This window comes from Sphingomonas sp. BL-S-25 (assembly GCF_055521555.1).
In genome coordinates this window covers 2,944,917-2,966,067 of record NZ_CM145486.1, presented here as the reverse complement: position 1 = coordinate 2,966,067, position 21,151 = coordinate 2,944,917, and the positions used below count along the sequence as shown (strand labels likewise).

22 protein-coding genes are annotated in these 21,151 nt (G+C 67.6%); 16 read left to right on the top strand and 6 right to left on the bottom strand.

Going from position 1 to position 21,151, the window contains the following annotated elements:
* Window positions 1–80 precede the first annotated feature (80 nt).
* Together ACZ1H8_RS14265 and ACZ1H8_RS14260 are read right to left on the bottom strand one after the other, a co-directional pair.
* A complete protein-coding gene (locus tag ACZ1H8_RS14265) occupies window positions 81–803 on the bottom strand; it encodes an RES family NAD+ phosphorylase (RefSeq protein WP_465177837.1) in 723 nt (240 codons plus the stop codon).
* Window positions 775–1,215 carry an antitoxin Xre-like helix-turn-helix domain-containing protein gene (locus tag ACZ1H8_RS14260; protein ID WP_465177836.1) on the bottom strand — a complete coding sequence of 147 codons (441 nt, stop codon included), beginning with the start codon at window positions 1,213–1,215 and terminating at the stop codon, window positions 775–777. The genes ACZ1H8_RS14265 and ACZ1H8_RS14260 overlap by 29 nt, the downstream gene beginning before the upstream one ends.
* A 363-nt stretch (window positions 1,216–1,578) precedes the next feature.
* Here ACZ1H8_RS14260 and ACZ1H8_RS14255 point away from each other — a divergent pair, with 363 nt between their 5' ends.
* The 3 genes from ACZ1H8_RS14255 (at window position 1,579) to ACZ1H8_RS14245 (ending at window position 5,764) form a co-directional block, all read left to right on the top strand.
* Window positions 1,579–3,417: a vWA domain-containing protein gene (locus ACZ1H8_RS14255; RefSeq protein WP_465177835.1), complete on the top strand. Its 1,839-nt coding sequence runs from the start codon at window positions 1,579–1,581 to the stop codon at window positions 3,415–3,417.
* 679 nt (window positions 3,418–4,096) lie between these two features.
* Entirely contained in the window at window positions 4,097–5,245 is a 1,149-nt protein-coding gene (locus tag ACZ1H8_RS14250) for a tetratricopeptide repeat protein (protein ID WP_465177834.1), read from the top strand.
* A 108-nt stretch (window positions 5,246–5,353) separates the two neighbouring features.
* Entirely contained in the window at window positions 5,354–5,764 is a 411-nt protein-coding gene (locus ACZ1H8_RS14245; protein WP_465177833.1) for a MerC domain-containing protein, read from the top strand.
* Between the two features lie 146 nt (window positions 5,765–5,910).
* Here ACZ1H8_RS14245 and ACZ1H8_RS14240 read toward each other — a convergent pair whose 3' ends face one another.
* On the bottom strand, window positions 5,911–6,372 hold the full coding sequence (locus ACZ1H8_RS14240; RefSeq protein ID WP_465177832.1) for a hypothetical protein: 462 nt from the start codon (window positions 6,370–6,372) through the stop codon (window positions 5,911–5,913).
* 130 nt (window positions 6,373–6,502) lie between these two features.
* Here ACZ1H8_RS14240 and ACZ1H8_RS14235 point away from each other — a divergent pair, with 130 nt between their 5' ends.
* A complete protein-coding gene (locus ACZ1H8_RS14235) occupies window positions 6,503–7,024 on the top strand; it encodes a hypothetical protein (RefSeq protein ID WP_465177831.1) in 522 nt (173 codons plus the stop codon).
* Between the two features lie 246 nt (window positions 7,025–7,270).
* Here the strand turns inward: ACZ1H8_RS14235 and ACZ1H8_RS14230 are convergent, their stop codons facing one another.
* Window positions 7,271–8,395 carry an IS481 family transposase gene (locus ACZ1H8_RS14230; RefSeq protein WP_465177830.1) on the bottom strand — a complete coding sequence of 375 codons (1,125 nt, stop codon included), beginning with the start codon at window positions 8,393–8,395 and terminating at the stop codon, window positions 7,271–7,273.
* A 132-nt stretch (window positions 8,396–8,527) separates the two neighbouring features.
* Between ACZ1H8_RS14230 and ACZ1H8_RS14225 the strand changes: the two genes are divergently transcribed.
* The 4 genes from ACZ1H8_RS14225 (at window position 8,528) to ACZ1H8_RS14210 (ending at window position 12,193) form a co-directional block, all read left to right on the top strand.
* Window positions 8,528–9,331 carry a glycosyltransferase family 2 protein gene (locus ACZ1H8_RS14225; protein WP_465177829.1) on the top strand — a complete coding sequence of 268 codons (804 nt, stop codon included), beginning with the start codon at window positions 8,528–8,530 and terminating at the stop codon, window positions 9,329–9,331.
* A 150-nt stretch (window positions 9,332–9,481) separates the two neighbouring features.
* Window positions 9,482–10,351, top strand: coding sequence for a UDP-2,3-diacylglucosamine diphosphatase (locus ACZ1H8_RS14220; RefSeq protein ID WP_465177828.1), 870 nt, complete (start codon window positions 9,482–9,484; stop codon window positions 10,349–10,351).
* 14 nt (window positions 10,352–10,365) lie between these two features.
* Window positions 10,366–11,388 carry a glycosyltransferase family 4 protein gene (locus tag ACZ1H8_RS14215; protein ID WP_465177827.1) on the top strand — a complete coding sequence of 341 codons (1,023 nt, stop codon included), beginning with the start codon at window positions 10,366–10,368 and terminating at the stop codon, window positions 11,386–11,388.
* Window positions 11,389–11,521: 133 nt separating this feature from the next.
* Window positions 11,522–12,193: a cell cycle transcriptional regulator TrcR gene (locus ACZ1H8_RS14210; RefSeq protein WP_465181402.1), complete on the top strand. Its 672-nt coding sequence runs from the start codon at window positions 11,522–11,524 to the stop codon at window positions 12,191–12,193.
* Window positions 12,194–12,253: 60 nt separating this feature from the next.
* Here ACZ1H8_RS14210 and ACZ1H8_RS14205 read toward each other — a convergent pair whose 3' ends face one another.
* Window positions 12,254–13,084 carry an arylamine N-acetyltransferase family protein gene (locus ACZ1H8_RS14205; protein WP_465177826.1) on the bottom strand — a complete coding sequence of 277 codons (831 nt, stop codon included), beginning with the start codon at window positions 13,082–13,084 and terminating at the stop codon, window positions 12,254–12,256.
* 76 nt (window positions 13,085–13,160) lie between these two features.
* Between ACZ1H8_RS14205 and ACZ1H8_RS14200 the strand changes: the two genes are divergently transcribed.
* Window positions 13,161–14,594, top strand: coding sequence for an aldehyde dehydrogenase family protein (locus ACZ1H8_RS14200; RefSeq protein WP_465177825.1), 1,434 nt, complete (start codon window positions 13,161–13,163; stop codon window positions 14,592–14,594).
* A gap of 4 nt (window positions 14,595–14,598) precedes the next feature.
* On the opposite strand, the gene ACZ1H8_RS14195 is transcribed toward ACZ1H8_RS14200, so the two are convergent.
* Entirely contained in the window at window positions 14,599–15,450 is an 852-nt protein-coding gene (locus ACZ1H8_RS14195) for a phosphodiesterase (protein WP_465177824.1), read from the bottom strand.
* A gap of 117 nt (window positions 15,451–15,567) precedes the next feature.
* On the opposite strand from ACZ1H8_RS14195, the gene ACZ1H8_RS14190 reads away from it, so the two are divergent.
* The 7 genes from ACZ1H8_RS14190 (at window position 15,568) to ACZ1H8_RS14160 (ending at window position 21,084) form a co-directional block, all read left to right on the top strand.
* Window positions 15,568–16,185 (top strand): response regulator transcription factor, encoded by a 618-nt coding sequence (locus ACZ1H8_RS14190; protein ID WP_465177822.1) that lies wholly within the window; start codon window positions 15,568–15,570, stop codon window positions 16,183–16,185.
* Between the two features lie 113 nt (window positions 16,186–16,298).
* On the top strand, window positions 16,299–16,658 hold the full coding sequence (locus ACZ1H8_RS14185) for a response regulator (protein WP_465177821.1): 360 nt from the start codon (window positions 16,299–16,301) through the stop codon (window positions 16,656–16,658).
* A gap of 25 nt (window positions 16,659–16,683) precedes the next feature.
* A complete protein-coding gene (locus ACZ1H8_RS14180; RefSeq protein ID WP_465177820.1) occupies window positions 16,684–18,249 on the top strand; it encodes a PAS domain-containing sensor histidine kinase in 1,566 nt (521 codons plus the stop codon).
* 139 nt (window positions 18,250–18,388) lie between these two features.
* Complete coding sequence (locus tag ACZ1H8_RS14175) at window positions 18,389–19,195, top strand: alpha/beta hydrolase (RefSeq protein WP_465177819.1); 807 nt, start codon at window positions 18,389–18,391, stop codon at window positions 19,193–19,195.
* An 85-nt stretch (window positions 19,196–19,280) separates the two neighbouring features.
* Window positions 19,281–20,126: an alpha/beta fold hydrolase gene (locus tag ACZ1H8_RS14170; RefSeq protein WP_465177818.1), complete on the top strand. Its 846-nt coding sequence runs from the start codon at window positions 19,281–19,283 to the stop codon at window positions 20,124–20,126.
* Window positions 20,127–20,133: 7 nt separating this feature from the next.
* Entirely contained in the window at window positions 20,134–20,895 is a 762-nt protein-coding gene (locus ACZ1H8_RS14165) for an alpha/beta hydrolase (protein ID WP_465177817.1), read from the top strand.
* Between the two features lie 9 nt (window positions 20,896–20,904).
* On the top strand, window positions 20,905–21,084 hold the full coding sequence (locus ACZ1H8_RS14160; RefSeq protein WP_110152382.1) for a hypothetical protein: 180 nt from the start codon (window positions 20,905–20,907) through the stop codon (window positions 21,082–21,084).
* Window positions 21,085–21,151: the final 67 nt, after the last annotated feature.

Genomic DNA, 21,151 nt, shown 5'->3' with positions numbered 1-21,151 from the left:
CAGGGCGGGAATCGGATGCGTCTGTCACGCCGCAGGCTGTACCCGCGGGCAGGCGCGGGTGACAACCATGCTCGACGCCCTCACCCGACGATCCGCTCCACCTTCGGCTCGGGCGACCCGGCCCAGGTCATGCGGTGGACGTCACCCTGCGCCACCGATTGGACCGCATGCGGAAACAGGGCCGCGATGCAGGTGCCGCCGGCCGCGCGGACCGAGGGGTAGAGGATGCCGTTCAGCCCGCGCGCCCGAGCCGCATCGGCCAGCGCATTGCCCGCGGGATAGCCGAGCCGCGGATCGGGATGGAGCGACGGGTGATCCGGATCCTGGCGCAGGTCGACGAACTCGCCGGCGAAGCTCGCGAACAGCTCCGCATAATCGACCACCGCCTCGAACACGCCGGTATCGGCCAGGAAGGCGGTGAGGTGATAGCCGACCTCCGCCAGGCAGGTCTCGACCGCCAGCGCGGCATACCAGGCGCCGCGGTCCGCCCCGTTGAAGCGGTTCGGCGCGCGCGGCCGGGCATAGGCGAAGGCGGCGTTGATGAAGACCGCGCCGGGCACGCCATAGACCAGCTCGTGCGAGGCGACATCGCCGCTGCCGCGCGCCTGCGCCATCAGCCGGCTGCTCGTCGCGCCCTCGATCTCGGCCAGCGCGGCCTGGTCCTCGGCATCGGCCAGCCCCAGCAGCACCGTCTCGCGCAGCCGCGCGGTCGACACCAGCCGCACCGTGCGCGGCAGCGCCTCGCGCGTGATCGTCAGCGCCTCGGCCACCGAGTCAGAGCCCGCCGCGGACCGCATCGACATGGCGCCGCGTCTCCAGCATCACCGGGATGCCGCCCTCGATCATCGCCTCGACCGGGCTGCGATGGCGGAACAGCGGCCCGCGATTGGGCAGCTTGGGCCAGCGATCGGCCATGGCATCGGCGAACAGCAGGTGCAGCCCCTTGTACACGCCGATCGCGGCGGAGGCGCGGGTCAGCTGGTCCTGAGACAATGGCTGTTCCTTCGCGCCGCGCTTGATCCGGTCCCAGCTGCTGTCGCTCACCCCCAGCAGCGCCGCCGCCTCGCCATTGGACAGCCCCCAATGCCGCGCGAGCGCACGATAGGCCTTCAGCGCCACCCCCGACAGCCGCGCGCGGTCTTCGGCGCGGGCAAAGCTCTGCACCTCCCCCGGGAGGGGCGGCAGTGCGGTAGGAAGGGCAGCGAGTTCGGCCATGGCGGCTTCCTTTCGGAGCCAATATGCGCGTCATATGGTGCGAGTTCAAGCGTCATTTGATGATCAAATTATTCCTCTCCCGGAGGGAGAGGGGGACCATGCGCAGCATGGTGGAGAGGGAATAGCCCCACACGGGACGCGCCTTTCCTGGACACCCCCTCTCCACCGCTTCGCGGTCCCCCTCTCCCTCCGGGAGAGGATTTTCCTTTTTAAATCATTGGCTTGGCGTAGCTTTCGGCAGAGGTGAGCCACGGCCCCACCGTGCGATCCAAAAAAATTTCACCACCCACCCAAGGATCTTCCCCGGACCCGCGTCGAAGGATGTGGCGGATATGTGGACCGCCGGATTCAAGGGAGAAGATCATGCCCCGCCTTCACCAGATTCTCGTCACCGGCGTCGCCCTCGCAGCGCTCGCCGCCTGTGCCGAAAGCGGCCGCGATACGCGGGTCGCCTCGACCGAAACCCCCGCGCCGGTCGTCGTCGCGGAGCCCAGTGCTGCGCCGCAGATTGCGGCAACCGAAGCCGAGCCGCCGAGCGATATCGTCGTGACCGGGATCCGTCATCCGAGCTCGGAATCGGCCGCGCCGGTTCGGTCGAGCAGCATCACCGTCCAAACCGTCGAGGCTCTGGCAACGGAGGAGGTCGTGGTTACCGGCACCAGCGTCGGGGGCAAGGCCGCGCCGGTAGGGCGCATGCGCGCGCCGGTGATGATGGCGCCGTCGGTGCGGTCGGCCTATATGCCCGACCGCCGCCTGCCGCCCTATTATCGCGACGAAGGCCGCGACCAATTCACCGCCTTTTCCGAGAACCCGTTCAAGGTGGCGAAGCAGGATCCGGTGTCGACCTTCTCGATCGATGTCGACACCGCCGCCTACAGCTTCGTCCGCGCCTCGCTGTCGCGCAACGTCCTGCCCCAGCCGGCGGCGGTGCGGACCGAGGAGATGGTCAATTATTTCCCCTATGACTATGCCGCGCCGCGCAGCACGGCGCAGCCCTTCGCGACCGACATCGCGCTCTACCCCAGCCCGTTCACGCCCGGCCGCCAGATGGTGCGGATTGCGATCAAAGGGCATGAGGTCCAGCGCGCCACGCGTCCGCCCGCGAACCTTGTGTTCCTGATCGACACGTCGGGATCGATGGACGAGCCGAACAAGCTGCCGCTGGTCAAGCAGTCGCTGGGCCTGTTGCTCGAGACGCTGGACGCGCGCGACAGTGTGGCGATCGTCGCCTATGCCGGGTTGGCCGGCACCGTGCTGGAGCCGACGCGCGGCAACGAGAAGGCCAAGATTCGCGCAGCGATCGACCGGCTGGGCGCGGGCGGCGGCACGGCGGGGGCCGAGGGCATCCGCCAGGCCTATGCGCTTGCCGAGCAGAATTTCGCCGCGGACAGCGTCAACCGGGTGATGCTGGCCACCGATGGCGACTTCAACATCGGCGTGCGCAATACCGACGAGCTGAAGGGCGTGATCGAGCGCGAGCGGACCAAGGGCATCTTCCTGTCGGTGCTCGGCTTCGGCATGGGCAATTACAACGACGCGCTGATGCAGGCGCTGGCGCAGAACGGCAATGGCACCGCCGCCTATATCGACACGATCGCCGAGGCGCGGAAGACGCTGGTCGAGGAAGCCAGCTCGACCCTGTTCCCGATCGCCAAGGACGTGAAGATCCAGGTCGAGTTCAACCCCGCCCGCGTCGCCGAATATCGCCTGATCGGGTACGAGACCCGCGCGCTGAACCGCGAGGATTTCGACAATGACAAGGTCGATGCCGGCGAGGTCGGATCGGGCCAGAGCGTGACCGCGATCTACGAGATCGTGCCGGTCGGCGGGCCGCTGGCCAACGGGACGTTGCGCTATGCCGGCGAGGTCGCGGCGCCCGCGTCTCGCGACGGCGAGCTGGGCTATGTGAAGATCCGCTACAAGCTGCCCAAGTCGGACACCAGCCGGCTGATCTCGACCCCGATCGAGGCACGCAGCGCGGTCGCCCGGTTCCAGGACGCGCCGCGCGAGGCACGGTTCGCCACCGCGGTGGCCGGCTTTGCCGAGCTGCTGCGCGGGGGCAAGCATAGCGGCGCACTCAGCTATGACGACGTCATCGCGATGGCGCTGGCGGCGCGCGGCGACGATCCGTTCGGCTATCGCGCGGGCTTTGTCGATCTGGTGCGCACGGCCAAGACCGCGCGGTCGCTGGCCGCGCGCTGAACTCCGGCGGGGGGGGTGAGCCGGGGCGGGACCGCCGCGCGCGCGTTGCGTGTTGCGCGCGGCGGTCCTGTTTCGGCCCGCGCTTCGCCTGGCACATCATGCCTTAGACGGGTCGGCAAATGCAGCTATAGGTTCGCTCCAATGTCCATACGCCGCCTTTTCCCCTCCCCCGCGCGCCGCATCGCTGCGCCCGCGGGAGCGGCGGAAGCGGTGCGGGTTGCGACGCGCCTTACCCGTCACCCCGGCCGCAGTGCCGGGGTCCACCGGGAAGCGCGTCCCGGAGCCGCAGGTCGGACGGCACGCTTTGGTCGGGCGGCGCTACTGGGCAAATTCCACGGGTCTACCGAGAGCGCTGGATGGAGGACGAGTGGACCCCGGCACTTCGGCCGGGGTGACGCTGAGAACTGGGGCCAGGCCATGCCCCCCCCAAGTGCGGCGACGTCCAAGGGGCGGACTACGACGCCCCCCACCACCCGTCACCCCGGCCGAAGTGCCGGGGTCCACCGGGAGGCGCATCCTGGAGCCGCAGGTGGGACGGCACGCTTTGGTCGGGCGGCGCTACTGGGCAAACGCCACGCATCTGCCGAGAGCGCAGGATGGAGGACAAGTGGACCCCGGCACTTCGGCCGGGGTGACGGGGTGTTTGGGGTCAGGCTGCGGCTGCCGATAGGGGCATCTGATGGCCGGTGACGAGGATCTCGGCACGCTGTTGCCGCAGCCGCCCGAGCCGCGGGCGGAGCGGCGCGAGGCTGCGCTGGCGGCGGCGATGCGGCGGTTCGACGGGCAGGCTGAGCCGGATACCGCGCCCGCTGAGACGGCACGGCCCGCCAATGACGATCGCCCCTGGTGGCGGCTGAGCGGGCCGCAGGCAGGCGTTGCGGCATCGATCCTGCTGGTGGCGATGGTCGGGATTCCGGTGACGCTGATGGCCCCGCGCGACGAAGTGGCGGAGCAGGTCGCGGCGAACCGCGCCCCTGCCCCCGTGCCACCGGCCGCCCCGGCCGCGCCGCAGCCTCGCCCCGCCCCGCGAACCGCCGACGCGCCGATGGCTCGGCCCGAGCAGAAGACCGCGGCACCGCCGAGCGTCGCCAGGCTCGCGCCCCCGCCACCACCGACGCGCGAGGAAGCGACCGTGCCGCCCGCCGCCGTCCCGATGCCCCCGCCCGAGACAGGGCCGGTCGCCGAGCCTCAGCCTGATCCCCGGGCCTTGGCTCGTCGCGCACCATCGCGCCCCATGCCGGCAAACGATGCACGTATGTCGGCGGCGCCCAACGCCGACAGCGCACAGGAAATCGTCGTCACCGGCCAGCGCGTGGCGCGCGGACGCGAGGAAATGTCCCCAAATGCAGTGAGCAGCGTCACCGCGCTCACCGTCGAAGACATTGCCCCCACACCCGCAACGCGGCGGGGCGACTGGAATGCCTGCACGGTCGACGACCCTGCGCGCAGCCTGCCGATTTGCCGCCGCGCGATCGACGCAGACGCCGGCGGGGCAAAGGGAGAGGCAGGCGCCGCGCTGGCCGAGGGCCTGAGGCGCGCATGGCAGGGCGAGTGGCGCCAGGCGATCGCCGCGTTCGACCGGGCGATCGCGCGCGATTCGCGCAATCCGCTCGCCTGGCTCAATCGCGGGCTGGCGCATTGGCGCAGCGGCAACCCGGGGCGCGCCCGCGCCGACCTGGACGAGGCGATCCGGCTGGCGCCGCGCACCGCACGCGGCTGGTATGCGCGCAGCCTGTTGCGGCGCGAGCAGGGCGATGCCGAGGGTGCGCGCCAGGATGCCGAACGGGCGATCCGGCTGAACGGCCGTTACCGGGCGCTGCTCGACTGATACGGCCGGCGACAAGGCGATCTTCGCCATGCGCCCCTTGAAACCATGATATAATGTATCATATTCGCAGCTCGCCCTGCCTTTCCCTCGCCTGCCCGACTGGACATCATGGTTCGACAATCCTGGCTGGACGGCGTCGCGACCGCGCTGTCGCTGACCTGCCTGATCCATTGCCTCGCCCTGCCGCTGCTGCTCGCCGCGCTGCCGGTGCTGGGCGCGGTGCTGCATTTGCCGGAAAGCTTTCACGGCTTCGTGCTGGCGGCAGCCGTTCCGGTCAGCCTGCTCGCGCTGCGATCGGGGCATCGGCGGCACGGGCGCAGCATCGTGCTGGGGCTGGCGATCTCGGGACTGTCGCTGATGGCGCTCGGCTATGCCGGGCCGGTCACGCCGCGCGGCGAGACGGTGCTGACGGTCGCGGGCAGCATCGCGGTGGCGATCGCGCACATCACCAACTGGCGCATCACCCGCAGCCGCGGCACCTGCACGGCGCCAGAAGCGGCATCCTCCGCCTCGCGCTGACGGGCAAAGCGCCCGCCAGCAACAAAAGCTTACCAAATCGCGCTTTGGGCGAAACATGCCCGCGCTATCTGGATCTCACCCGGGCGTCGCCTGCCAGCACCCAGTCGGCGTCCGGGACCATCCCCTTCAGCAGCAGCGCCGCTCGGTCACTTGCCCTTGGGCGGATCAAACGGACATTCGTCGACACCGTTCAGCGGCCGGCCGATCGCCGGGAACCACCGCGCGGTCGTGCCATTGAAATAGCAGACGCGCGCCGACATCCGGCCCGGATCGACCAGGATCGCCCAGTTGCGCGCGTCACAGGCATGGGCCTGGCATCCGACCGCGACGATCTCCGCCCCCAGGCGATAGATTGCGGGCGACGGGCTGTCATTCGCCTGCAGCACCCATTTGCGGACCTCGGCATCCTTCACCACGGCCTCGACCGCAGCGCGCACCTTCGGGTGATCGAGGAACGCGACGCCGTCGACCTTGTCGAACGGATATTTACCGACATAGCGCTCGATCGCCGGCGCCGCGGCCTGCGGAGCGATCGGAGCCGGGGCGGGCGCCTCGGCGATCGGCATCGCTGCCGCCATCTGCGTCAAGAGGATCGCGATCAGGTTCATGTTCTACTCCTGTCCAACGGGTCGGAACCTTCGGCGGCGGGAAGCCGTTCTCGGCCGATCGACCGGATATTGACACCGTTCAATTCGACCGCAAAGCATTACCGATAATGCAGCAGAGAGTTCCCGCCCGATGATCACGCTTGCCTTGGCCCTGCTGGCCGCAACCGGCCTGACCCCGATGACGACGCCCGTTCCGGACGCGGTGATGGCCGGCACGCATGCGGCAAATGCGCAGGGCAGCTGTCCCGGCGGCGACTTCGACAGCTTCGTCCAGGAATTCATCGCGTCTGCCGATGTGCGCAAGAGATACACGCCCGCGACGATCGAGGAGCGCAGCTTCGCCGCGCCGTCGCGCGCCGGCGCCACTCGCCCCGCAAATCCGGAGGCGTTCGAGATCACGACGGTCGACTATGCGTGGGCCGACCGGGCGTCGGTCCTGCGCTGGGAAAAGGACCAGACCCCCTTCACCGAATTCTCGATCGACATCAGCGAGCTGCCGGGCGGCGCGGGGCGGATCGAGTATCGGCCCGGCCTGTTCAAGGATGAGGGCGAAGGCGATGGCAGGACGCTGATCCGCCACACCGGCAAGCCGCGCGCCTATGTCTTCAACCGCGTCGGCGACTGCTGGCGGCTGGCGCAGTGGCTGAAGTGAGGCGGCAGCGTTCGGGGGTGGGGTCGTAGAATTCGCGCAGAGGCGCTGAGGCGCAGAGACGGCGGCCCTCCGCCGTCTACCCATCCTCCATCCAGGACATGCGATGGCGCAAACGGTCACCCGGTGCGATCCGCATCGTGCAACCTCACCGGGATGTGCCGCGCCGTGGACCCCGGCATTGCAGTGTTTAGACTGGAGACAAGGCGAACAGGTGTGCGGGGACATGGTGGACGGATATACCGCCAACTAGCGCAGATCGATCTGCGCTAGTTGGTGGTGGCGATAGCATAGGTCGAAGACACCATCGGTTTCGGTCGCGCGTAAGGCGACATACCGGCCGGCGAAGGCCTTGCAGGTGCTCAGATTGCGTCCCTTGAAGCTAACAGCGCCGTTTCCGCGTACCTTGCGGACATGGGCCTGGGGCTCATATTCCGGCGGAACGATGCGGCCCGGCATCGAGCGGGGACTTGGGCGGTAGCGCGCGGCCGGGGTTTGCAGACCAAGCGCCTCATGCGGTCGCCTGGTGTTGTAGACGTGACGCCAGGCGTCGAACGCCTTCTGCGCCTCGGCCAGGGTCTCGAAGATGCGCCCGTCCAGCACTTCGCCCTTGAGTGTCCGATGGAAGCGTTCGTCCTTGCCCTGCGTCTGCGGATGGTAAGGCCGGCCATGCGTCACCACCATGCCAAGGTCCATGAGCCAGACGGTGAGAACTGTATGACGCTCGCTGCTTCCCGCCGTTCCCCAAGGCGAACCATTGTCGGTCAGGATGCGTCGCGGCAGGCCATGGCGTTCGAACAGCCTCGTCAGATGAGCCTGCACCGTCGCCGTCCGCTCATTGTCGCACGCACCGATCGTCAGCGAGTAGCGGGAGTGGTCGTCGAGCACTGTCAACGGATGGCAGCGACCCTCGCGCATCGCGAAATGACCCTTGAAATCCATCTGCCACAGATCGTTCGGTTCGGCATGCTCGAAGCGCGTCCAGTGACGGACATCCCCGGCTCCTGGCCCATCGAGACGGCCATGGCGACGCAGGATGTCCGTGATCGTCGAGGCAGAGGGCACCTCGGCGACACCGTCATCCTGCAAGACACGCCTGATCTTGCGACCACCCCACTTCGGATGCTCGGCTCGCACCGCCAGGACCTGCGCCTCCAGATCCTTCGATGTCCGGTTCGGACTCCTCGTCGGGCAGCGAGACCGATCCGAAAGACCCGCTGCTCCTTCAACCCGATAGCGTCCAAGCCACTTGTAGCCAACGCTCGGGCTGATCCCGAACCGGCGGCATAACTCACGCCGATTACTGCCAGCCAAACCAGCCAAGCGGCAAAACTCTTCCCGCTCCGACATCCGCGAACACTCCTTGAACGGCATGGCTTTCCTCCATGCCCGATGTGTCCACCATGTCCCCGCACACCTGTCCACCATGTCTCCGGTCTGTACACTTGAGGGCAGGGGTGACGGTTTGACGCATCGCCACGCCTTATCCAGCATCATGGAACGCAAATGACCGACACCGCCTTCCCCGCCGACTGGCAAATCCCCGCGCATGACGCGGTCGTGCTCGCCGAGCGCCGCCACGATCACGTCCTCGTCATCCCCGTCATCAACGAGGGCGAGCGGATCCGCGGGCAGCTTCGCCGCGTTGCGGAGGCACAGCTGCCGGTCGATGTCGTCGTCGCCGATGGCGGATCTACCGATGGCTCGCTCGACCTCGACTTCCTGCGCAGCGTCGGCGTGCGCGCGCTGCTGACCAAGACCGGGCCGGGCAAGCTCAGTGCACAGTTGCGCATGGCCTATGGCTGGTGCCTGGCGCAGGGCTATGAGGGGATCGTCACGATCGACGGCAACGGCAAGGACGGGGTCGAGGCGGTCCGCACCATGGTCGAGAAGCTTCGCGCTGGCTTCGACTATGTCCAGGGATCGCGCTACGCGCCCGGCGGCGTTGCCGAAAACACGCCGCTCGAACGCACCCTCGCCAATCGCGGCATCCATGCCCCGCTGCTCAGCCTTGCGGCGGGCAAGCGCTACAGCGACACGACCAATGGCTTTCGCGGCTATTCCAGCCGCTATCTGCTCGACCCGCGCGTCGCGCCGTTCCGCGACGTCTTCATGCGCTACGAGTTGCTCTTCTACCTGACCACCCGCGCCAACCAGCTGGGCTATCGCAGCTGCGAGATCGGCGTGGTCCGCCGCTATCCCGCAGGCGAGCCGACCCCGACCAAGATTTCAGGCTCGGGTGCGAAGCTCGACGTGCTGAAGCAGACCTTCAACGCGGCGCTCGGCCGGTACAAGCCCGACGCGCGGTAGGAAGATGGCCCGCTGCTCGGCGCGGGACGAAGAAGGAAGCGCTTCGGGAAATCCGATGCACCGTCGCTTTTCGGGCTTCGGACGATTCGAGTTGTAACAATTCATTGCCATAGGGCTGCCAGGGCAAGGGTAACTCTGGGGTTCGCAGACATGGCGACGATCACCAGGCTTCCGTTCGGGCTGGATCCGGCGGACTTTTCTGCTTCGACTCCCTCGATTCCTGAGCGGATCACCGATCGGCGACGCTATCGCGCGATCTGGATTTCGGACGTCCATCTTGGCACGCGCGGTTGCGCTGCCGAACTGCTCATCGACTTTCTCGACCATGTCGACAGCGAGACGCTGTACCTGGTCGGCGACATCATCGACGGCTGGCGGCTGAAGAAGAAGCTCTACTGGCCGGCAACGCATAACGATATCGTCTGGCGCGTCTTGAAGCGGGCGAATCGCGGCACGCGGATCATCTATGTCCCCGGCAATCATGACGAGATGTTCCGCCAGTTCTCGGGCCTGAGCTTCGGCGGGGTGGAGATCCACCGCACCGCGATCCACGAGACCACCGACGGACGCCGCCTGCTGGTCATGCATGGCGACGAATTCGACGCGGTCATGCTGTCGCACCGCTGGCTCGCCTATCTGGGCGACGCTGCCTATGAAATGATGATGGCGCTCAACCGCGGGCTCAACTGGGCGCGGGCGCGGATGGGCCTGCCCTATTGGTCGATCAGCAAATACGCCAAGGCCAAGGTCAAGAATGCGGTCGAATTCATTTCCAAGTTCGAGGAGATCGTCGCGCGCGAAGCCGGCGCTCGAGGCGTCGACGGCGTCGTCGCTGGCCATATCCATGCTGCGGATATGCGGTCGATCCAGGGCGTTGAATACTATAATGATGGTGACTGGGTCGAAGGCTGCACGGCATTGGTCGAGCATTTCGACGGCCGGATGGAGATACTGCACTGGGCGGACGAAGTAGCGGCACGGGAGAGACCCAGGGAAGCGGAGGCGCGGGCGGCGGCCTGACCGAGCATCCGCCCGTGCGCATCGCCATCGTCACCGACGCTTGGGAACCCCAGGTCAACGGCGTGGTCCGCACCCTCCAGGCGGTCCGCGAGGTGCTCGAGGCGCATGGCCACAGCGTACTCGTAATCTCTCCCGACCTGTTCCGTTCGCTTCCCTGCCCGACCTATCCCGAGATCCGCCTGGCGCTGGCCAGCACCGGCAGCGTCGGCGCGATGCTGGAGGCGTTCCAGCCCAATGCGATCCACCTCGCGACCGAAGGACCGCTGTGCGTCGCCGCGCGGCGCTGGTGCCTGCGCCACGACCAGCCCTTCACCACTGCCTATCACACCCAGTTCCCCGACTATGTCTCGGCGCGGTCGGGCGTGCCGGCGGAATGGATCTGGCGCTATATTCGCTGGTTCCACGGCCCCAGCTACGCGATCCTGGCCTCGACCCCGTCGATCCGCCAGTCGCTGATCGACCACAAGCTGCCGCAGGTGAAGCATTGGGGTCGCGGCGTGGACCTGGCCAATTTCCGCGCCGGCCTGGCGCGGCATCCGGCCATGGCCGATCTCCCGCGGCCGCTTCAGCTCTATGTCGGCCGGGTCGCAGTCGAGAAGAACCTCGAAGCCTTTCTCAAGACCGATCATCCGGGCACCAGGGTGGTGATCGGCGATGGCCCGGCCCGCGCTTCGCTGGCCGCCCGCTATCCCGATGCGAAATTCCTGGGCGCGATGTTCGGCGAGGAACTGGCATCGGCCTATGGCACTGCCGATGTGTTCGTGTTCCCAAGCCGGACCGATACGTTCGGGCTGGTGATAATCGAGGCGCTGGCCTGCGGCACGCCGGTCGCCGCCTATCCCGTCACCGGGCCGATCGACATCGTTACGCCCGAAACCGGCGCGCTCGATACCGACCTGACCAGCGCGATCGCCGAGGCGCTGACGCGCGACCGCGATGCCTGTGCCCGATATGGCCGCAGCTTCACCTGGGAAGCCAGCGCGGCGCAGTTCCTGCACGCCCTGTGCCCGATCGGGGAAGAGGCGGAAGCAGCCTGACAGGGTCGAGCCGCCCAAAATCCTTGCCCCGGCGGGCAATGCAGACTAGATCGGTCCGCTAGACGGCCGCTCCGGAAGGGGCGGCCCTTATTGTTTTACGCTGTTTCGGAGACGTCCCGTGGCCCAGCCGCTGATGCCGCATGCGACCGCTTCCTGGCTGGTCGACAATACTTCGCTGTCGTTCGACCAGATCGCGGAATTCTGTGGCCTTCACATTCTCGAAGTCCAGGCGATTGCCGACGACACCGCCGCCACCAAGCTGACCGGCCGCGATCCCGTCCGCGCGCACGAACTGACGATGGACGAGATCGAGAAGGGTCAGGCCGATCCCAACTACAAGCTCAAGATGCTGAAGGGGCCCGAACAGGTCCGCCGCACCAAGGGCCCGCGCTACACCCCGGTGTCGAAGCGCCAGGACAAGCCGGACGGCATCGCCTGGATCCTGCGCCACCATCCGGAAATCTCGGACGGCGCGATCGGCAAGCTGATCGGCACCACCCGCACCACCATCGCCGCGATCCGCGATCGCAGCCACTGGAACATCGCCAACATCGTGCCGAAGGACCCGGTGACGCTTGGCCTGACCTCGCAGCGCGAGCTCGACGCGATCGTCGCCAAGGCTGCCAAGGCAGCCGGCATCGAGGCACAGCCGGACAGCCGCCTGGAAGGCGACCGCGAGGCACTGATCGAGCAGCTGCGCGCCGAGCGCGAAGCGGCCAGCCGCGGCGAAGAGGTCGAGGGCGAGACCGAAGGCGTGATCGACCACGCCAAGACCTATGGCTTCGTGGATCCGTTCAAGAAGTAAGCCGCGTCCCACGCGTCAGGCAAGGCAGCGGCCGGGGCATCGCCCCCGGCCGTTTCCATTTTAGGGACTCGCTTCGGTCGCCTCGTCCGGAAACAGCTCGGCATGGCGCGCCACGACCCGGGGCCATAACCGCTCCACGCCCGGCACCTCCAAGCCGAACCGATCGCGCAGCATCGCGACGAATGCCTGCTCGTCCGCCAGCCGTCGCATCGACTGGCCGCCTGCCCAGCGTTCCAGCAGGACCCGCCCGCGCAAGCTGACATGCCGGTCGCCCTGGCGCTGCTGAACCACAAGATTCTGGACGAACACCGAGCCAGCATCGGTCTGCTGCGTCAGGCACTGGCGTGAGAACAGATCTTCGTCGGCAGGATCGGCAAGGAAATCATAGCTGAACGGCTCGGCGGTGCCATAGCGTTCCTCGAACCGCCAATAGCCGTCCGGCTGCTGCGTCAGGGAAATGGCGAAGGGGGCCTGTTCCCCGGTCGCTGCCGCCAGTGTGATCGGCTCGGCCATCGATCCCCCGAACCCGACATCGACCAGCCAGGGCGCGCCGTCGATCGTCACGATCAGCGTCAGGTGATTGCCCAGCGCCGCATCGCCGCGCGCGATGCGCATGACGCCGCCCGAGACGCGCCGCACCTCGAAGCCGACCTCACCCAGCGCCCAGCCGAACAGGCCATTATTCTCATAGCACCAGCCGCCCCGCCGGCGCGTCACCAGCTTGTCGAAGATGCCCGGAAGCGCGGTGGAGCTGCGCACGCCCATCTGGACGTCGATATTCTCGAATGGGATCGCACCGACATGCGCATGCATCATCGCCGTCAGCGTCGCCAGATCGGGCGTCCGCGGCCCCGAATAGCCGATCCGTTCGAAATAGGCGTCGAGTTCCATGCCGCCGAGCCTGCCCCAATGCCGCGACGGCGTCCACGGCCTTGCAGGCGCTGCACCGGCGCACCACTCTAGCGCCATGACCAGGCTCAAGGACCGCTATCCGCTGTACCTCAACAACGAGGCGCACTTCCCCAATGCGGATCTGGAAGTGACCGACAAGTTCACCGGCGAGGTCGCGTTCCGCGTCGCGATGGCGACGCCCGATATCATCGATGCCGGCATTGCCGGGGCGGTCGCCGCGGCCGAGCCGATGGCGCGCCTGCCCAGCTATCGGCGCCAGGCGGTTCTGCAGCACTGCGTCGACCGCTTCACCGAACGCTCCGAAGAGCTCGCCTACGCCCTGTGCGTCGAGGCGGGCAAGCCGATCAAGGATTCGGAAGGCGAGGTCGCCCGCCTCATCGACACCTTCCGCATCGCCGCCGAGGAATCGGTTCGGATCACCGGCGAGGTCCAGCCGCTCGACATCTCGGCGCGGGCGAAGGGCTATCAGGGCATGTGGCGGCGCGTGCCGATCGGCCCGTGCAGCTTCATCTCGCCGTTCAATTTCCCGCTCAACCTCGCGGCGCACAAGGTCGCGCCCGCCATCGCCGCAGGCTGCCCGTTCGTGATGAAGCCCGCCAGCCGCACGCCGCTCGGCGCGATCATCATGGGCGAGGTGCTTGCCGAGACCGACCTGCCCAAGGGCGCCTTCTCGATCCTGCCGGCGCACCGCGAGGGCGCCGACCTGTTCACCACCGACGATCGGCTCAAGCTGCTCAGCTTCACCGGATCGGCTGCCGTCGGCTGGGACCTGAAGGCGAAGGCAGGCCGCAAGAAGGTCGTGCTCGAGCTGGGCGGCAACGCCGCAGTGATCGTCGACCGCGACGCCGATCTGGACGACGCGCTCGATCGGACGATCTTCGGCGCCTTCTACCAGTCGGGCCAGTCCTGCATCGGCGTTCAGCGCATCCTGATCCACCGCGAAATCTATGACCGCTTCCGCGACATGCTGGTGGCGAAGACGAAGACGCTGGTCGCCGGTGATCCCAAGGACCGCGACACCTTCATCGGGCCGATGATCTCCGAAAAGGAAGCGGCGCGCCTCGACGGCTGGATCCAGGATGCCGTCAGCGCCGGCGCGACCCTGTTGTGTGGCGGCAAGCGCGAGGGCGCGATGCTCGAGGCGACGCTGCTGGAAGGCGTGCCGAACGACACCAAGCTCAACCGCGAGGAAGCGTTCGGCCCCGCCGCCTTCCTGATCCCGTTCGACACGTTCGAGCAGGCATTACACATCGTCAACGACAGCAAGTTCGGCCTGCAGGCGGGCATCTTCACCCGCGACCTGTTCCAGGTCCTCGACGCCTGGGACCGGCTGGAGGTCGGCGGCGTGATCGTCAACGACGTGCCGAGCTACCGGGTCGACAACATGCCCTATGGCGGGGTGAAGGAATCGGGGCTGGGCCGCGAAGGCGTCCGCTTCGCGATTCAGGACATGACCGAGATCCGCAACCTGGTGATCCGCCGCCGCTAGGCGCTCAGCCGGCGTTGCGCTCGGCCGCCATGGCGCGGATCATCGGCTGCATCCGGGCATCGAACCGGCCGATCGGGGCCGCATCCTCGGCAAAGGCGAAGAAGCTGGTCAGCATCTCCCCGTGCCAGCGGTGCAGCGCGTAGCCGGGCCGATCGGCGACGACCAGCGCGCGCTGGTCCGGCGTGTCGATCGCCATCGGGCGCAGGTCCAGCGCGGCTCCCGGCGCCGTCGCCGGGCAGATGATCGCGGTCGCGCCGTGCCAGCTGCTGACGATCGGGCGATGGACATGACCGCTCAGGATCGCCCGCACCTGGCCATGGCCCTCGATCGCATCGGCGAAGCGGCGCACCCAGGCCTCCCGGCCATCGGTGCGGATCCACTCGATCCCGACATCGATCGGCGGATGATGCATCGCGATCAGGGTGGGCGTGTCGGGCGCCTCGTCCAGCCGGTCGCGCAGCCAGCTCGCCCGCGCCGCGCAAAAGGCGCCGCCGGTCCGGCCGGGCTCGGTCGTGTCGAGCATCAGGATGCGCAGCCCCGCAAGCCCGTCGACCGCATATTGGACGAAGCCGCCCGGCGTCGGCACATCGGGAAAGGCGCGCGACAGCGCGGTCCGGTCGTCATGATTGCCCGGCAGGACATGGCAGGGAAAGGGACAGCGCGCGAACAGGTCTCCAAGGCGGCGATAGCTGGCCGCGTCACCATGCTCGGTCAGGTCACCGGTGACCAGCATCAGGTCGGGCCGGTTCGGACCGTCGACGATCTCCTCCAGCACGCGCAGCAGGCGGGTCTCGTTATAGTCCTGCCCGACCGGTCCGAAGCCGAGATGGGTGTCGGTTATCTGCGCGATCAGCATGCCACGCCCTTTCTACGCCGGGAGGATGGCTCGGCCATCCCGGATTTAACCGCTATGGATGCATTGCGGAAGCTTCGCGATGTTGCAGCCAAGCCGAGGCGGCTTTATTCAACACGCGTGGCTGACAACGCGATCATCCATATCGTCGATGACGACGCGTCACTACGCGCGGCGCTCGAGAGTCTGTTCCGCTCGGTCGGCCTGCAGGCCCGCGGCCACGCCTCGGTCGCCGACTTCCTGGCGGCGGAGCGGGAGGACGCGCCCGGTTGCCTGGTGCTCGATGTCCGGATGCCGGGCATCAGCGGCCTGGATTTCCAGGACCGGCTCGACGAACTCGGCATCTCCCTCCCCGCGATCCTGATGAGCGGTCATGGCGACATCCCGATGAGTGTCCGTGCGATGAAGGCGGGCGCGGTCGATTTCCTGGTCAAGCCGTTCCGCGACCAGGACATGCTCGACGCAGTCGCGACCGCGGTGGAGCGCGACGCCCGCCGCCGCGCCGAGGCCAGCGACGACGCCGGCCTGCGTCAGCTATACGCGACCCTGTCGCCGCGCGAGCGGCAGGTGATGACGCTGGTCACCGCCGGCAAGCTCAACAAGCAGGTCGCCTATGATCTCGATCTCAGCGAAGTCACGGTAAAGATCCACCGCGGCGCCGCCATGCGCAAGATGGGCGCCCGCACGCTTCCCGATCTGGTTCGGATGGCCGGAAAACTGGGCCTCTCGAACGCCTGAGACCCGTAAAAGCCCCTAACACTATCGCGTTATATCGCTCGACGCCGGCAAGGCGCACAAGCGCGGCACAAGGCGACGGTCAAGCCGCCCAGTCGTACAGAAAGTCCGGTCGCGTGCCCGCCAAACCCCTGATCGCCATCGTCGAGGACGACGAGTCGCTTCGTCCCGCGCTGATCGGTTTCGTTCGCTCGCTCGGTTACGAGGGCGAAGGCTTCGTCTCCGCCGAAGCGTTCCTCGCCGGCGATGCATGCGCCCGTGCCGACTGCCTCGTGTCCGACTATCAACTGCCCGGCATCGACGGGATCGAACTGGCGACGCAGCTGCGCGGACGATTGCCGGTCATCCTGGTGACCGCACGGACCGAGCAGGGGATCGAGACGCGCGCAAAGGCGGCCGGGATCGGCCGGGTGTTGCGAAAGCCGTTCGACACCGATCTGCTCGAGGCCTGCCTGCGCCAGGCGCTGGACTCCTGAGCCGCCCTGACGGACAAGAACGGGCGTGGACACGCCGCCCGACATTCTCGACCTGGTGCATGAAAGCATCGTGACGCGCGATGCGCAGGGACGCGTCCTGTCCTGGAACCGCGCGAGCGAACAGCTTTACGGCATGGCGGCGGCAGACGCACTCGGCCGCGACTTTCAGGCCTTGGTCCAGACCCGGCATGAACGTCCGCTCGCCGAGCTCGAAACCGTCCTGCACGAACAGGGGCGCTGGGAGGGCGAGCTTGCCCGGACGACCGCGGGAGGCGAACCGCGCATCCTCGACGTTCGCTGGACGGTCGAGCGCGATGCGGCGGGCGGGGTGGTGCGGATCATCGAAACCGCGCGCGACATCACCGGTCGCAAGACCGCCGAGGACGCGCTGCGAATGAGCGAATATCGCTATCGCAACATGTTCCAGGCGATGGCGGTCGGTTTCTGGGAAGTCGACTTCACCGGCGTCGGTCAGATGCTGATCCCGCTGCGCGACCAGGGCGTGACCGACCTCCATGCCTATCTCCACGCCAACCGCGATTTCGTACGCGAGACGATGAACCACGCGGTCGTCGGCGACCTCAATCCCAAGGCGCTCGAACTGTTCGGAGCGACCGAAATGGATCAGATGCGCGGCCACCCGATCGCTGCCTTCTGGCCGCGCGAGAGCGAGCCCGTCTATATCGAGTCGCTGGTCGCGACGATGACGCGCCAGCCCTGGCTGGTGTCGGAAACGCGGCTGAACCGGCTCGACGGCAGCCAGTTCGACGCGCTGTTCACCGTCTCGCTGTCGCCCGAAAATCGCAAGCGGGGCGTGATGCTGATCGGCGTCATCGATGTGACCGCCCGCCGCGCGGCGGAAGCGGCGCTGCGCCGGGTCCAGTCCGAATTCGCCCATGCCGCGCGGGTCTCGATGCTGGGCGAGCTGACCGCCTCGATCGCGCATGAGGTCAACCAGCCCCTGGCGGCGATCGCCACCAGCGGGTCGGCCGCCTCACGCTGGCTGGCAAGCGATGAGCCGGATCTGGGCGAGGTTCGCGGGCTGGCCGAGCGGATCGTCGCCGATGCGCGCCGCGCCGGCGACATCATCGCCCGGGTGCGCGCGATGGCCGAACGACGCGATCCCGAACGCCTGGCGCTGTCGCTGAACTCGGTGGTCGAAGAGGCGCTGCTGTTCCTCGGCCATGAGCTTCAGGGGCGACTGGTGATGGTCGAGCGGCATCTGACGCCCGACCTGCCCGCCACGCTTGCCGACCGCACCCAGCTTCAGCAGGTGCTGGTCAACCTGACGGTCAACGCGATCCAGGCGATGGCGGAGGCCGGAACCGCCGACCCGCAGCTGCGGCTCGCCACTGCGGCCGGACCAGACGGCACGCTGATACTGACCGTCGAGGATAACGGCCCCGGCCTGGGCCCGACGCCCGGCGCGCTGTTCGAGAGCTTCTACACCACCAAGCCCAGCGGGATGGGCATGGGCCTGCCGATCTGCCGCAGCATCGTGGAGGCGCATGGCGGCACGATCACCGCGCGGAACGGCGATGTCGGCGCCAGGTTCATCGTCGTTCTGCCCGCCGTCGCCAAATCCCGATAAGCCCGACCGGCATCGCGCTCATACCATCGGATGAACCGGCCGACTGCGCGTAGAATATCGCGTCGAAGCGATGCGGATCACTCTGCGGACATGGACGGGATCAGCAGGATGACCGTCCGATCAGCGGAAGGTTGGATCCATGTCGAAGACCATCATGCTCATCCACGGCGCCTGGCTGAATTCGAAGAGCTGGGAAGGCTTCAAGGCGCGGTACGAGGCGCAAGGCTACCGCGTCGTCACACCCGACTGGCCCTATGACGACCGCGATCCCGCGCTGCTGCGCGCCAGTCCCGATCCCCGGCTGAAGTTTCTCGGTCAGCGTCAGATCATCGATCATTATCAGGATGTCATCCGCACCCTGCCGGAGGAGCCGATCCTGATCGGCCATTCGCTGGGCGCGGTCGTGGTCCAGCACCTGCTCGACCGCGGCCTGGGCGTCGCCGGCGTGGCGATCAACCCCGCCCCCACCCCGGGCGTCGGCCTGGGCCCGCATGCGATCCGCTCGGCACTGCCGGTGTTTCTCGATCCGCTGAGCTGGCGCAAGGCGAAGACGATGTCGCGGCACTTCTTCCGGACGCGTTTCGCCCAGACGGTGCCTGAGGATCAGGCGGATGCGATGTACGACCGATACATCGTGCCCACACCGGGGCGCGTCTATTGGAACGGCGTCGTCGGCAAGATCCCGATCGACTGGAAGAACCCGAAGCGCGCGCCGCTGCTGATGATCTCGGGCGAGATCGACCTGATCGCCGACGCATCGATGGTCCGGGCAATCTACGAAAAGCAGCGCCAGGCGCCGTCGCTGACCGAGTATCGCGAACTTGCCGGCCGTTCGCACTGGACCGGAATCGATCCGGGCTGGGAGGCAGTCGCCGACCTGGCGCTCGACTGGGCAGTCGAGAACGCCCGGCCCGCGCGCATACGCTCGATTTCCAGGGCGGCCTGACCCCCGGCCCGCCCTGCGCACGCCCGGACGGCAGCCCCCTCTTCGCCGTCCGGGCACTGTTTTACGATCGTACAGGAGACTGATCATGGCGTTCATCACGACCGACGATGGCACGAACCTCTTCTACAAGGATCACGGCAACGGACAGCCGGTGCTGTTCTCGCATGGCTGGCCGCTCAGCGCCGACGCCTGGGACGCGCAGATGGTGTTCATGGGCAGACACGGCTTCCGCGTCATCGCCCATGACCGCCGCAGCCATGGCCGGTCCGACCAGACGTGGGACGGCAATCATATGGACCGCTATGCCGACGACCTGGCCTCGCTGATCGAGCAGCTCGATCTGCGCGACATCATCCTGGTCGGCCATTCGACCGGCGGCGGCGAGATCACCCATTATGTCGGTCGCCACGGCACCGATCGCGTCGCAAAGATGGTGCTGGTGGGGGCGGTCCCGCCGCTGATGGTGAAGACCGATGCCAATCCGGAAGGTCTGCCGATCGAGGTGTTCGACGGCATCCGCAAGGGGACGTTCGACGACCGCTCGCAATTCTACCGCGACCTGTCGCTCCCCTTCTACGGCTATAACCGTGACGGCGCGACGATCTCCGACGGCGTGCGCGAGAGCTTCTGGCTGCAGGGGATGATGGGCGGGCTGAAGGGCCAGCTCGACTGCATCCACGAATTCTCGGAAGTCGATTACACCGCCGGGCTTCGGCGGATCGACGTGCCGACGCTGTTCATCCATGGCGACGACGACCAGATCGTGCCGATCGGTGCCGCGGCGCTGAAGGCGCATCCTCTGGTCCCCGGATCCGAACTGAAGATCTATCAGGGCGGCGCCCACGGGCTGACCGCGACCGAGCAGGATCGGTTCAACGCCGATCTGCTCGCCTTCGCCACCGCCGATATGCGCCAGCCGGTGGCGGCCTGAGACCGTCATGGCGGACATCGCCCTGATCCATGGCGCCTGGGTGACCATCGCCAGCTGGGACGCATTCCGCCGACCGTTCGAGGAAGCGGGCCATGTCGTGCACCTCCCGACATGGCCCGGCCTTGCCGGACGCAGCGCCGCGGAGATCAACGCGGCCCCGCCGCCCGGTTTCGGCGGCCTGACCGTCGGACGCATCGCCGACCATCTCCAGCAGCAGATTCCGCCCGGCGCGATCCTGCTCGGTCACAGCTTTGGCGGACTGCTGACCCAGATGCTGCTCGATCGCGGGGTCGGCCGCGCCGGGCTGGCGATCAACCCGGTGCCGATCGGCGGAATCGTGCCAAGCCCCGTCCCGATCGGCGCGATCCTGCCGATCGTGCTGCGGCCGGGGGGCTGGAACCGCTCCTATGCCTTTACCCGCGACCGCTGGTACCGTCGCTTCGCCAATGGCGCGCCGCGCGCCCAGTCCGATGACGCCTGGGACAGCTTCGTCATTCCTGCACCCGGCCGCATCTTCTATCAGGCGGCGACCGGCATCGGCACACGCATCGACTCGCGCCGACGCACCCAGCCGCTGCTGATCACCGGCAGCAGCCTCGACCGGCTGGTCACGCCCCATTTGTCGCGCGCCGCCTTCGCCATCCAGCGTCGCTCGGCGGCACGGACCGACTATCTCGACCTGGGCGCACGGTCGCACTTCCTGCTGAACGAGCCCGGCTGGGAGGATGTCGCGAAAGCCTGTCTCGATTGGATCGCCGCGCTGCGCTAAGGACGTGCGATGAGCGAGAAATTCGAACGCCACCGCCAGCCCTGGCGCCCCGACGAGATCCAGAAGCTGCACACGCTGGCGAAGAAGGGCATGGCGCTGAAGGCGATCGCCAAGGCGCTGACCCGCAGCGAGGAGTCGGTCAAGGATCGCGCCAAGCTCGACGGCCTGAACATCGCCAAGCTGCGCTGACACCCATAATCGGTGCCCGCACCCCGTTTCTATGATGCGATCATCCTCGGCGGCGGCGCCGCGGGGC